Below are 12,112 nucleotides of genomic sequence, written 5' to 3'. Positions count from 1 at the left end.
CAGATGGATCGCTGCCTTGACGCTGCCGGAGGTGGGAGGCCACATTGACGCTGGATGAACTGATTGATCGATACCGCCCGCATCTAGCCGACGAGCCCGTGGGTGCGCGCCGCAGCTGGGAGGAAATGTGCACCTATACGCTCCGGCACTATGCTCGCGAAACGCAAATCGCTGCTTTCGATCCCGATGTGCTCTCTAAACGGCTTATCATATCCGGCATGCATCATCTTATCGTTGCAGGATATCCGAAACGGTGGCGCGACGTACTCTCCTTGGCAGATGAAAACGAGTAGGGCGCAGCGGGTGTGTAGCCAGTTCCTATGCTCGGGTGGATGCGTAAGCTGCAACTGACACCGACCTGGATGCCGTTATCCGAAGCGATCGCGGACACCGATCGCCAGATCAGCCCCAAGCCAACAACGCCTGATTACCGGTCATCCGCGAGTGGCCCAACCGGCAGCGTCATTCTGCTCGTCTGGCAGAAACCAGCCCCACGAGCGCATGTCCCACGATCGTTGCTCCTCGGTTGAAAACCAGTTGCAATGGATGCGCGATACCGGACTTTCGCAGGTCGACTGCAGCTTCAAAGCATGGCGTTTCGCGGTGCTCAGCGACCGACGTTACATCGCGCAGTCCGGCGCGTACGGGCTGTTGAGGCACGAGCAGCCAGGCTGCAAATGCGCGCACATATACGAGACGTTTGGGGGTTGCCGCTATGCCACCAGGGCGGCATTCGGCACTATGCAGGCCCTTGGAGCGACTCCGTTATGATCGCTGATTGGTCCAAGGCTTCAATGGGGCGCTGGAATCGCTGGTTTGGGGAACCTTGAGTTGGATCGTTCAGAAATCCTGCCCCCGGACCAAAGTCCGATGCGTGGAACAGAGTGCATAATCGACCGTTCTTTGGCTGCGGTCGGTTGGYCGCATCACAAAGGAGGATGAAATGTTTCACAGAATCGTCGCAGGAGCACTCGTTTCGGCAGCCCTGATGTCGGGCGCAGCTTTCGCCCAGTCGTCCACCGTCAATGGGGCTGCAGGCGGGGCCGTCACCGGCGCGATTGTCGGCGGTCTGGTCGGTGCGGCAGTCGGCGGTGTGACTGGCGCAATCGTCGGCGCAGCAATTGATCCGCCGCCGCAGAAGGTCGTCACCTATGTCCAGGAAGCCCCGGCTCCGTCGACCCGCGTCATCATCGAGGAGAAGGTGGTCGTCGGCCAGCCACTGCCGCAAACGGTAGTCGTGACGCCGGTTCCGGAGAACCCGAATTATGCCTATGCGATCGTGAACGACGAGCGCGTCATCGTGGAACCGTCTTCCCGCAAGGTCATCCAGGTCATCAACTGACCAGATCGGTCATCTTCGAAACAAGTAGGGATATGGGATCATGAAGGCCGTCGCTTCCCTTGCGTTCGGTATAGCTAGTTCTATCGGCGTGTGCATTGCTGCCGGCTCAGTCGCCTCCGTTGTGCTGGCCGATCCCGAGACCCGCACGGTCGGGAGCCTCTCGTCACCAGATCTCTGGACGACGAAACCCGTACGCGTCGACGTTGCCAGTCAGAATTACGAGCGCGTCCCCGCAGCTTTTTCCAGCTATGTCACCGACGCGCCGAAGCCCGCGATCACAGCTCGTATCCAGGCGGATGTGCCACCGGAACCGGAGCCGCCGATGCCACAGCTGTCGGCCGAGCACCTCGAATGGTGCGCAGACCATTACCGATCGTTTGATCCCGCCACCAACAGCTACCGGGCCTATAGCGGACAGACAAAAGCCTGCACCTCGCCGTTTACCGCGTCTGTGACGACGGCCGTATCGGCTCCGAGGCTAGAGGAAGTCGGGGCAGCAGACGGTGCCGCAGCGGCGGCATGCGCGGCCCGGTACCAGTCCTATCGCGCACAGGACAACAGCTACCAGCCCTATGATGGCCCCCGCAGAGCCTGTGTCCCTCCGGCTCGTCAGGTCGTAGCCTCGGCCGCCTATTGAAGCAGCATGCCCGGCGGCCGAGCGCGATGATGACACAGCCGCTCCGTGCTCGGGGAGCCGTCGTTTCTGTCGTTTCCTCATTAAGGCCACGGTCCCCAAACCGCCAAATGCATCTCGATAGAGCCTCGGCCGAAGAATCCTTCGCCAATCGTGGCGGCAAGTGCGGAGCGCTCGGCGGCGATCTGGGCGCGTTTCAGGCCATGAAATCAGAGCCGGAGCCGAGGCTTTTTTGCAAAGAGCGAGCCGGAATGGCGCGCCAGGACGCGTCAGCCTGACGCGGCCGTACAGCAGGTTTGCTATATGACAAGGCGCGCAGCACGCCCGTTCTTTCTCTCCGCATTGTTGTAATAGCTTGCCGCCTGGGCGACCGATTTGTGCAGGGATTGCTGCATGGCCTCCTGAAGGGGGACGCCGCGATTGGCCGCCTCCGTCAGATAACCGGACCGCAGCCCGTGCGCTGAAAACATCTCCGGATCCAGGCCAGCCTGGCTGCAGCGCGCTTTCAGGATCAGATTGACGGACTGAGGCGTCAGAGCTCGCCGGTCGATATTGCCCCATTGGTCGATGCGACGGAAAATCGGGCCGGCCTCAATCTTCGCTTCCACGATCCATCGCTTCAGGGCGTCGACCGGCCGGCCGATCAAGATAGCATGCGCCCTGTCTTCGGCCGCCGTGGTCTTGGTGCGACCAAGGTCGATGGTGAGACAGGGAAGGAGAGGGGAGGTGGGGTTTCTTGGATCGGCATGGACTGGTTCATCGTCGACAAGGTCCTCGACGCGAAGGCTGGCAATCTCTGAACGCCGGCGTCCGCCCGACGCAAAGGCTGTCAGCAATAGGGCGCGATCGCGCAGATCGACGAGGCGGTCATCCGCACAGGTGGACAGCAGTTTTCCCAGCACATCGCCGGTGACCGCTCTCTTGCTCTTGCGCTGCCTCGTTCGTCCACTGGCCCGCACAGCGAGCCGCAATGCGGCTTTCAGGGAGGGAGAACCAAAGAATCCGGTCAGGCCACGCCAACGCGTCAGGATCGACCAGGAGGTTAGCCGCCGCCGCACCGTATCGGGTGCATGCGGGCCGTCGGCGCGTAGCAGCCGTTGGGTGCGCAATCCTACCTCGATGGCTTCAGGCATTCCGTGATTGGGATCGTCGGCGCGTGCGACCGGGTCCCAAAGGTGATGAGCGACGAACTTCAGCAAAAGCGCATCGGGCGCCGGCCATGGAAGGGGAGCGCCGGTGGAAAGCTCGCACCAGGCTTCGAGATATCCGAGATCGGAAGCAAGGGCACGCAGCGTGTTGGCGCCCATGCCTTCCTTCGCTAGGTGTTTGAGTGTGGCGACATCCTCGTCGGTCAGCAGCATGGCCAGTTGGTCGCGGCGGGTAAAGGGCAGGATGGCGTCGAGAGCATCCAGCGCCTCGGCGCGCTGTAGCACCGGATCGGCGGGGGAGGGCAGTTTTTTCGGCTTTGGCATAAGTTGCTCAGGCGCTGTGATTTGCTCGACTTTATCGATTTTGGAGCCCTAAATCCATCACCGCTGATCCCTCGGTTGTTATACTCGATATGCGAATTTAGGATAACCGATTTTGGCTCTTGCCGGTGCCTCTACGCCTGCGGCTGTCGAGGTCTCGTTCAATATCGGCAACGTGCGGCGGGAGCTCGGATATGAGCCGGTGCTGCGCACCGCTCAGCATTGATAGTCTTCAAGGCGCGGCGCAACATCGGGTTTGCCTGCCTTAATCCAGTCCACCTTGCCACGCAGGAAAGACAGGGCCGCATCCAGCGCGGCCTTGCGCTCTTCCAGCTTGGCGATCTGCGATTGCAACACCAAGATCGTGCCCTCGGGCGAATGTTCGCCGGCGCGATATTCCTCGTTCAGCGCCAGGATTTCACCGAGCGAATAGCCCAGCGTCTGCTGCAGACGGATCATGCGCGCTGCCGTCACATCCTCAGTACGGAACATCTGGTAGGGGTTGGAGCCGCCCTTGGCGCTGCGCTCGGGTTTCAGCAGCCCTTTGGAAATGTAGAAACGGATCGTATCGACCGGTAGATCGGTGGCTCTGGCAAATTCCGAAATCAGCATCATACATCCCTTGACCCTGGACTATACTCCATACTTATAAGAGGTGCTTGTTAGAAGGTGGAGACCCAAAATGACAAGCGAAATTACCCCCATGCCGCAGGTTCAGCTTGGCCGGAACGGCCCGATGATCGGTGCCCAGGGGCTGGGCTGCATGGGCATGAGCGAGTTCTACGGCGAGACGGACGAAGCCGAAACCCGCGCCACGCTCGAACGGGCGTTGGACCTTGGCGTGACGATGTTCGACACGGCAGACATGTACGGCGTCGGCGCGAACGAAGAATTCCTCGCGCCCTTCATTGCCGCGCATAGGGACAGTGTCATCATCGCCACGAAGTTCGGCTACATGCGCACCCCTGAAAACCCCAATGATTGGAGCATCGACAACCGCCCCGAGTTCATCAGGGCCGCCGTCGATCGCTCCCTAAAACGCCTCGGGGTCGAGGTCATCGACCTCTATTACATGCATCGCCGGGATGGCGTTACGCCGTTGGAGGAATCCATCGGCGCGATGGCTGATCTGGTGACCGCGGGCAAGGTGAAGTGGCTCGGCCTCTCCGCCGTCAGCGCCGAGGAACTACGCGCCGCCTGCGCCGTCCACCCGATCGCCGTCCTGCAATCGGAATGGTCTGTCTTCACCCGCGAAATTGAGAAAGAGGTCGTGCCGGCTGTAGCCGAGCTCGGCGTGACCATCGTGCCCTATTCACCGCTCGGCCGCGGCATGCTGACGGGCCGGGGATTCCTCGGCGGGCTGACCAGCGACGATGCCCGTAAGCATTTCCCTCGCTTCTCCGCGGAAAACCGCGACGCCAACCTGCGTCTCGTCGCCAAGATCGAGGAGATTGCATCCGCCAAAGGCGTGACATCGGCGCAACTTGCCCTGGCTTGGCTCTATGCTCAATCCCAAAGCCTGAACGCAAAGACGGTACCAATCCCTGGAACGCGCAGGTCCACCCGGCTGGAAGAAAATGTTGCTGCGGTCTCCATCGTCCTGACAGCGGAGGAGATCCGCATGCTGGAGCCACTTGCCGCGGCCGTGCAAGGTATCGCGGTCTGAGTGGATCGATGCGCGGCCCATGGCCGCGTATCCCACTCGAGTTGTATGCCCGCATGCGCCGAAAGCCATCACTAACGATACTTGTTCCGCATTAGCCCCAAGGCCGACAACGGCTGATTACCGCTCATTCTCAAGTGGCCCAACGACCACAACACCTTCGTTGCGGGCCGCCGCGGCCACTTTCCGATCGCCTGTCGCCAACGGAAGATCGACCGTCCTTGCCAGATCCAGATAACTGGCATCATAAGCGCTCAGCATGTGACGCCTCGCAAGGTCGAGCACGGCAGGGTCGTTTCCCGATCCGGCGTCCTCCAATGACAGCCTGCGCAACTGACCCATTAGCAAAGAGGCGTCTCCGGGTCGAAGCCGACCGCGTCGCTCGGCCATCAGGAAAAGGTTTCGGGTCTCGAACCAGAACAGCGCCGGCACAAACGCCGGGCCTGCACGAAGTTCGGACATCAACCTGTCGGCAGCATCATTCTGCTCGTCTGGCAGAAACCAGGCTGCGGCGATCGAAGCATCGAGGACGAAGGACATCAGTACCGCCGGCCCTCGTCGCGCCATTCGCGGATCTCGGCTTGCGTCGTGGGCTGAAGGGTCGAGCGCATCGCCTTGATCTCGGCAATGACGGCATCGATATCGTTCTCACGCCGGATACGCGACAATCTTGCAATGGGCGTATTGCCGCGTGAAATGATCACTTCCTCACCTGCCTCGACCTTTGCGAGCAGCTCGGAAAGATGCGTTTTGGCCTCGCCGACCTTGACTTTGACGGTCATGAAAAAACTCCTGGCGATACGCTGTCGTGGAGCAGCGGAAACAGCCGCGTTCGATATCGATGCCAAAGTAACGCACGATTGCCAGCTTGGTCAACACCAGACCAAGTGCGTCAATACCTCCATCAAGTGGGACCTTTCCCGTCGATTCCAGCCTGAAGCAGACATCTGTCCTTCGAGTTCCGCGCCCGCGCACTCTGCGTTGAAAGCCCTGAAAGCAATCACTATCGATACTTGAACCGCATCATCCGCCAAGGCCGACAACGGCTGATCAGGGCTGCAGGCGGTGATCCCGTTGAAGCTCGCGGCAGTTCGCTGTGTACATCGATCTGGATCGTATAAACGCTATCCCTACGCCGGCATATCCCAGGGACTGATCACAGTTGCGTCGGTGTCTTCGAAGTCCTTGACGTTGCGCGTGACGAGGATCAGGTCGTGGATGATCGCGGTCGCGGCGAGCAGCCCATCAATATCGCCTCGGGGACGGATCGCTGCGATACGGCCCCATTCCACGGCGATCTGGTCAGTTACCGGCAGGATACGATCACCGTGGTCCCGGCGTAGCTTGCGCAGCCACTCGGTAAGGTGAGAGGCGGCCCTCGGGTCAGACTTTTGTTTCAGCGCGATGCCACGCATGATTTCGCCCAGGGTCAGGGCGCTTAGGTGGACGCTGAGCGGATCGACCGATCGCAACCAGGATACCGCCTGCGGGGTGCCGCGTCGCGCTTCTGAGACAATGTTAGTGTCCAGCAGGTACATCAGAAGGCGACGTCGCGGCTGGGGATCTTGGCGCGCGCCTCGACCGCATCAACGAGCTCGTCGTCCCAAGACGGACCGCCGAGTAGATCGTCGACGAGTGTGGGGCGGCCTGCGCGCAAGGCGTCATAGTCGCGCGTGGATAATACGACAGCGGTTCTTTCTCCACGTACAGTGATTTCCTGCGGACCTTCAAATCGCGCCTTTTGCACCACTTTTGAAAACTGGTTTTTCGCGTCCTGTAGCTGCCATTCCATGGTTCTGCTCCGAGTTAGCTAGCCTGTCTAGCTATATAGACGCGTTCGATGGCTAAATAAAGTGGAGACGGGACCGAGGAGAAAGGTGCTCCTCCCCGGCTATTCGCTCGATACGCAGGTAGCGCGGTCTGGAAGGAGGCGGGCTTGATTTATGCGCTGGCCATCAAACATCGGATGAGCGAAATCGCCAACGGCGACACTGGAGATGCCCAGGACGAGGAAATCATTCCCTCGCGCAAACCCACGAAGAAACCACCGGCCCAATCGATATCGCCGTCTGTCATGTCAGGAAGTAAAGGCGGGTAGCGGACCGCATCCGGCGCCGGCGTTCCTCAAGTCCCTGCGCTGACGCCGATCGCCGGCAGATCACCATGTTCCAACATGCGGAAGGAAGCAGATCCCATGGAATTGACGATGACGACAATCCTGGTGGCCTTCGCCGGCGTTTTCCTGATCTGCATGATGAAGGGAGCATTTGGGGGCGGCTTCTCCATCATCGGGATTCCGTTGCTGTCCCTGGTAATGGACCCGGTCACGGCATGCGGGCTACTCGCCGCCTCGTGACGGGCATTGGGTTTGGCTACGTCCTGTTCCGTATCCTCGACCATCGCGCAATCTCGATAACGATGGCCGTCGTCACTCTGGCTTTTGTCGGCCTCTGGTTTGTTAACGGAGGTGCGGTAAACAAGCGATCGCGCTCCACGGCCAAGGCCAAATGTCTGAGCAACGCCTCCGGAATACTTCTGCCCAGCCGCGGCAAATGGCTGACTGCGCGGCTAAGACTTGACGAATTCAGGGAGGGCTTTTCTTACGGCTCGCCGTTGATGATCGAGACCAGCGGATTAACGATGCTCATGAATTCGCGCTGCGGTTTGGGCAGAGACCACGAGCCTTGACGCCGCGGCACGCCTGATTGATATCGAGCAACAGGTGACCGCGGTATCCGCGGAACTTCACAGCGGCGTAAACGGCGGTCCCAGATCGAAAAGTAACAACCGCAAGATCCGAGAGTTCCATAAATTGCCGTTATGCCGCACGAGGAAAATTGCGTAGTCGATGATCTGAATAGGGCCTTCGCGGACTTGAAACCCGCTATTGATTTCGTCATTCATATGCATTACGTTGCTATTAATTTTGGAGATAGCAATGGCTGCAAACGCACTTGTCCAAACACGCATTGATGCCGAAGTTCGGGATCGTGCTTCCGCCGTCCTTGAGAACATGGGCCTGACGGTATCGGACGCGGTCCGCATCCTACTCACCCGGACTGCCAATGAAGGTGCGCTGCCTCTTGAACTTTTTTCGGGAAGCGAGGCTCACGATGCTTGGTTTCGCACGAAGGTGCTCGAAGCACTGAACGACACTCGGCCGGACGTGTCGGATGATGAAGTCGAGGCGCACTTCGCGGAGCGCCGGGCGACAGCGCGCGTCAAAGCGGGTGCTCTCAAATCGTGAAGCTTACATGGTCTGCGTTCGCGCTGTCGGATCGCGACGCCATATTCACCTATATCGAGGCAGACAATCCTTCGGCCGCTATCATGATCGACGAACGGATCGTTGCCGCCACGCGCCGCTTGGTCGATTTTCCAGCAAGCGGTCGAGTTGGAAGAATTGCGGGGACTCGCGAACTGGTAATCAACGGAACGCCATATATCGCTGCATATGCCGTTACCGAAACAGTAGTTCGTGTCCTACGCGTCCTTCATGGCTCGCAGGAATGGCCCGACACTTTGCCCAGCATCTAAGTTTCCACGCTACGCGCATACGCTACGTCTGAGACAACTACCGGCTTCACCCCCAAAGCTACAGTTGGGATCCACGAGACCGCAATGGGTCCGAGCCGGGTAGCCGTAGTCGCTAAGTTGTATTGAAAATCAAGGCTTGATGCTCGGAAAGCGACGGGTCGACGGTTCGAGTTGGTTCAAGGCGGCCAGCCCCGCCGATTCTACGCTGTGGCGCGATATTCTACGCCATAGGCGCCTAATCGCCGCCGATTGCCTGCGGCCCCTGTGCCATGAGCTGCTCATCAAGGTGAACTGGCCAGCTGTTTCTTTGGCCGTCGCGAGGAGCATGATCCACAGGATGCCCATCTGCCAGTAGGCGGGGGCGTAGTCACGCCACCGCAGATAGGCCAACATCGGGTCGGCGGTAGGTAACATCACCACCGCTCCTTACCGCAGACCGTCGAAGGTCGCGCGAATGTCGTCGATCATGGACGTGGGCTGTTCCAGAGCCGCGAAGTGGCCGCCTTCCGAATGATCGGCGAAGAACCGGAGATTGGTATAGCGGCGTTCGATCCAGCGCCGGGATTTGCGGACGGCTTCAAACTTGAGCATGCTGAAACCAGCCGGCACGGTGATCGGCCGCACGATTTTAGCGGCAGATGACCACTTGGTCTGGACCATCTCCCAATAGAGCCGCGCCGACGATGCGCCGCTATTGGTCAGCCAGTAGAGCGTGATGTCGTCGAGCAATTCGTCGAGCGTGAAGCTCGCTTCCGCGTTCCCCGGCGTGCCGCACGTGTCCTGGAACATCGCGTAGATCCACGCAGCCTGCGCGACCGGCGAGTCCGCCAGTGCATAGCCGATCGTCTGCGGGCGGGTGCCCTGGACCTTGGCGTAGCCCGACAGATTGTCCCAGAAGTTGCTGGCTCCCTTGAGCATCTCCTGCTCATCCGGCGTTGCGGCCTTCATCTCATCCGGTGTCGGCATGAACATCGCGAAGTTGCTGTGCATTCCGACGAGGCCCGCGGGCGCCATCGCCGCGATCTCGTCGGTTACGGCTGCCCCCAGATCTCCGCCGTGAACACCCCAACGGTGATAGTCGAGCCGGCCCATAAGTTCGACGTAGGCGCGCGCGATCCGGGGCAGATCCCAGCCGGTCGTCGTCGGCTTGTCGCTGAAACCGTAGCCGGGCATCGAGGGGATCATGAGATGGAAGGCTTTCGACCTAGCTGCCCCATATGCGGACGGGTTGGTGAGTGGCCCGATCAGCGTGCGAAACTCGAGGATCGACCCCGGCCAGCCATGGAGCATTAGCAATGGCAGCGCATCGGGTTCGGGCGACCGGACGTGCAGGAAGTGGATTCCAAGCCCGTCGATTTCGGTTTTGTGCTGGCCCCAGCCATTGAGCAGCGCTTCGCACGTCCGCCAGTCATAGCCGTTGGCCCAGTGATCGATCAGGGGCTTGAGCTTGGCAAGCTGCGGGCCTTGGCTGGTATCACCAACAAGTTCCTTATCGGGCCAGCGCGTCCGCGTCAGTCGCGTCCGCAGGTCGTCGAGATCGGCTTGAGGCACCGACAGATGGAATGGTTCGATAGCTTTGGACATGACGGATGCTGATCCTTTTTTCGCGTGGTCGCGAAGCAGTGGTGAGGCCGCGAAAGCGCCGGGAAGGAAGGTGGTTGTCGAGAGGATTGCCGCTGCCCCCGTATGACAAACCGGCGTGAGGGGAGCGCGGCGTAACCCGGCTCGGGCACCTTGGGTGGCGGGTCGGTTTCGTTCATTGGCTTGGGTGCTTCATTTGTGAGCGTGACCGAGTGGCCACCTTTGATTTTCTCGAAAACCAAGATAGATCGTTCCGATCTCTTCAATAAGATGCTTGATTTGCAACAAGACGTTCCGTAAATCGGGACGATGACCGAAGATGACTTGGCAATATTTCTGCATCTCGCAGCGGTAGCTTGTCGGCGTCCGCACGATCGCTGCGCCAACCCAAGTCCTCCGTCAGTCGCGCGCTCGCTCGGATCGAAGCAGATGCCGGCGTGGCGCTATTCGAGCGCTCAACCCGGCACTTTCGGCTGACGGATGCCGGCGTGCTGCTGCGGCCCTACGCCGAGCGTGTCGTCCACGACCTGCAGGAGGTTCGCTCCATCCTTGAGGGGAATGTCGGCGACGCGCGGGGCCTGCTCCGGGTGAACACGACACCGGCATTTGCCCAGGAGCTGATCGCGCCCATGCTTCCGGTCCTGGTCGAGCGGCATCCGCATCTCCGCGTCGAGCTTGAGACCGATCCGCACGTGATCGACATGGTGCGCGACGGCATCGATCTCGTCATTCGGATCGGGCCGATGGAGGATTCTTCGCTGATCGCGAAACGCCTGCCTTCAATAGAGCTCTGGATGGTCGCGAGTCCGGACTATCTCGCGCGGCGCGGCGTCCCTACCGACCTTTCCGAACTGGTGGATCATGACGTGGTGACGCGCGAGCTCACGTCTGATTGGTCTTTCCATAAGGACGGCGCCGAGCGGATCGTTCAGGTGAGTGGTCGGATCGTTATCCCGGATGCGGCAGGCCAAAGGGTCGTAATCGAAGGCGGCGCTGGAATCGGATGCCTGCCCAGTTATCTAGCGGCGCCCGGGGTTTCTGCGGGTTCGCTCGTTCAACTCTTGCCGGCCTGGCGCCGTCCTTCCGTCGACATTCATGCCGTTTATCCGACCCGGAAGAGTATGTCGGCCAAAATAAGGGTGTTTATCGATGCCCTCGTCATGCATCTCGATCGGGCATTATAGCTTTCGCCCCGAAGGATTGCAGCCTTCTGTGCGAGCTATCCATACTGGCTCGCCCGCGGGTACCCTATGCCCAAGCCACCCGGCCACAGGCGTCCACGCCTGCCTCGTTTTCAGGTCTCCAACACTCTCTAGCTGAGGTCCCGCCGATGCGGGCCGATTGTCTCCGCCTTAACGGGAAGCGGGCGCTCTCAAGCCCCGCGCGGTTCCTGCTTGAGCTGGTCACCACGGACCTTGCTCTGGAACTCGAATACCCAGCCGGGATATTCCGCGGGCAGATTGCTGACCTCATCGAGTGTTTTCAGTTCAGCGTCGGTCAGAGCCACCTTGGTCGCGGCGATGTTGTCATCGAGTTGCTCTGGCTTCTTGGCACCGATGATTACGCTGGTGACAGCCTTTTGGTGGAGAAGCCAGGCGAGTGCGATCTGGGCGATCGAGACGCCCTTGGCTTCAGCGATCGGCTTCATCGCGTCAATGACGTTGTAGCCGCGCTCCTCATTGACCGGCGGAAAATCAAAGGTGGCGCGGCGGTTATCGCCGTCCTTAGCACCGTCACGGCTATATTTGCCTGATAGAAAACCGCCAGCCAGCGGACTCCACACCATGAGGCCGATGCCTTCGGATTCCATCATCGGCACCAGTTCACGCTCCAGATCGCGTGCGGCGATCGTATAATGTGCCTGAAGCGAAGCGAAGCGGGCCAGG

At 60.2% G+C, this 12,112-nt stretch carries 16 protein-coding genes and 1 pseudogene; 9 read left to right on the top strand and 8 right to left on the bottom strand.

The annotated features are described in order from the left end of the window. Positions 1-44 precede the first annotated feature (44 nt). The 3 genes from AC1D35_RS32590 to AC1D35_RS32580 all read left to right on the top strand — a co-directional run bounded on the left by AC1D35_RS32590 (position 45) and on the right by AC1D35_RS32580 (position 1,979). Positions 45-293, top strand: coding sequence for a hypothetical protein (locus tag AC1D35_RS32590; RefSeq protein ID WP_477941973.1), 249 nt, complete (start codon positions 45-47; stop codon positions 291-293). Between the two features lie 650 nt (positions 294-943). Further along, positions 944-1,342 (top strand): DUF1236 domain-containing protein, encoded by a 399-nt coding sequence (locus AC1D35_RS32585; RefSeq protein ID WP_477941971.1) that lies wholly within the window; start codon positions 944-946, stop codon positions 1,340-1,342. Positions 1,343-1,382: 40 nt separating this feature from the next. Then, positions 1,383-1,979: a BA14K family protein gene (locus AC1D35_RS32580; protein WP_477941969.1), complete on the top strand. Its 597-nt coding sequence runs from the start codon at positions 1,383-1,385 to the stop codon at positions 1,977-1,979. A gap of 296 nt (positions 1,980-2,275) precedes the next feature. Here AC1D35_RS32580 and AC1D35_RS32575 read toward each other — a convergent pair whose 3' ends face one another. Together AC1D35_RS32575 and AC1D35_RS32570 are read right to left on the bottom strand one after the other, a co-directional pair. Continuing rightward, positions 2,276-3,448: a site-specific integrase gene (locus AC1D35_RS32575; RefSeq protein ID WP_477941968.1), complete on the bottom strand. Its 1,173-nt coding sequence runs from the start codon at positions 3,446-3,448 to the stop codon at positions 2,276-2,278. Between the two features lie 213 nt (positions 3,449-3,661). Then, complete coding sequence (locus AC1D35_RS32570; protein ID WP_477941965.1) at positions 3,662-4,057, bottom strand: MerR family transcriptional regulator; 396 nt, start codon at positions 4,055-4,057, stop codon at positions 3,662-3,664. Between the two features lie 70 nt (positions 4,058-4,127). Here AC1D35_RS32570 and AC1D35_RS32565 point away from each other — a divergent pair, with 70 nt between their 5' ends. Then, positions 4,128-5,111, top strand: coding sequence for an aldo/keto reductase (locus tag AC1D35_RS32565; protein ID WP_477941963.1), 984 nt, complete (start codon positions 4,128-4,130; stop codon positions 5,109-5,111). A 117-nt stretch (positions 5,112-5,228) separates the two neighbouring features. On the opposite strand, the gene AC1D35_RS32560 is transcribed toward AC1D35_RS32565, so the two are convergent. The 4 genes from AC1D35_RS32560 to AC1D35_RS32545 form a co-directional block, all read right to left on the bottom strand. Next, a complete protein-coding gene (locus AC1D35_RS32560) occupies positions 5,229-5,648 on the bottom strand; it encodes a type II toxin-antitoxin system VapC family toxin (protein ID WP_477941961.1) in 420 nt (139 codons plus the stop codon). Further along, positions 5,648-5,890: a type II toxin-antitoxin system Phd/YefM family antitoxin gene (locus AC1D35_RS32555; protein WP_113508786.1), complete on the bottom strand. Its 243-nt coding sequence runs from the start codon at positions 5,888-5,890 to the stop codon at positions 5,648-5,650. The genes AC1D35_RS32560 and AC1D35_RS32555 overlap by 1 nt, the downstream gene beginning before the upstream one ends. 348 nt (positions 5,891-6,238) lie before the next feature. Then, a complete protein-coding gene (locus AC1D35_RS32550) occupies positions 6,239-6,646 on the bottom strand; it encodes a PIN domain-containing protein (protein ID WP_477941958.1) in 408 nt (135 codons plus the stop codon). Then, positions 6,646-6,900 carry a type II toxin-antitoxin system Phd/YefM family antitoxin gene (locus tag AC1D35_RS32545; RefSeq protein WP_113297377.1) on the bottom strand — a complete coding sequence of 85 codons (255 nt, stop codon included), beginning with the start codon at positions 6,898-6,900 and terminating at the stop codon, positions 6,646-6,648. The genes AC1D35_RS32550 and AC1D35_RS32545 overlap by 1 nt, the downstream gene beginning before the upstream one ends. Positions 6,901-7,044: 144 nt before the next feature. On the opposite strand from AC1D35_RS32545, the gene AC1D35_RS32540 reads away from it, so the two are divergent. The 4 genes and pseudogenes from AC1D35_RS32540 (at position 7,045) to AC1D35_RS32525 (ending at position 8,645) form a co-directional block, all read left to right on the top strand. Further along, positions 7,045-7,206 (top strand): hypothetical protein, encoded by a 162-nt coding sequence (locus AC1D35_RS32540; protein WP_477941956.1) that lies wholly within the window; start codon positions 7,045-7,047, stop codon positions 7,204-7,206. A 96-nt stretch (positions 7,207-7,302) separates the two neighbouring features. Further along, a pseudogene (locus AC1D35_RS32535) lies at positions 7,303-7,640 on the top strand (sulfite exporter TauE/SafE family protein); the annotation flags it as partial. Positions 7,641-8,046: 406 nt separating this feature from the next. Further along, the gene (locus AC1D35_RS32530; protein WP_477941953.1) at positions 8,047-8,355 is read left to right on the top strand and encodes a type II toxin-antitoxin system RelB/DinJ family antitoxin; all 309 of its coding nucleotides are present in this window, start codon (positions 8,047-8,049) and stop codon (positions 8,353-8,355) included. Next, positions 8,352-8,645 carry a type II toxin-antitoxin system RelE/ParE family toxin gene (locus tag AC1D35_RS32525; protein ID WP_477941950.1) on the top strand — a complete coding sequence of 98 codons (294 nt, stop codon included), beginning with the start codon at positions 8,352-8,354 and terminating at the stop codon, positions 8,643-8,645. The genes AC1D35_RS32530 and AC1D35_RS32525 overlap by 4 nt, the downstream gene beginning before the upstream one ends. Positions 8,646-9,071: 426 nt before the next feature. Here the strand turns inward: AC1D35_RS32525 and AC1D35_RS32520 are convergent, their stop codons facing one another. Then, positions 9,072-10,229, bottom strand: a complete 1,158-nt coding sequence (locus tag AC1D35_RS32520; protein WP_477941948.1) for an epoxide hydrolase family protein — start codon at positions 10,227-10,229, stop codon at positions 9,072-9,074. A 329-nt stretch (positions 10,230-10,558) separates the two neighbouring features. Here AC1D35_RS32520 and AC1D35_RS32515 point away from each other — a divergent pair, with 329 nt between their 5' ends. Next, on the top strand, positions 10,559-11,410 hold the full coding sequence (locus tag AC1D35_RS32515) for a LysR family transcriptional regulator (RefSeq protein ID WP_477941976.1): 852 nt from the start codon (positions 10,559-10,561) through the stop codon (positions 11,408-11,410). 188 nt (positions 11,411-11,598) lie between these two features. Here AC1D35_RS32515 and AC1D35_RS32510 read toward each other — a convergent pair. Continuing rightward, positions 11,599-12,112, bottom strand: a 514-nt coding sequence (locus AC1D35_RS32510) for an aldo/keto reductase (protein ID WP_477941946.1), incomplete at its 5' end; no start/stop codon positions are given.

The organism is Rhizobium sp. P1_E6 (assembly GCF_056405875.1).
This window is presented reverse-complemented; position numbering and strand designations above follow the sequence as displayed.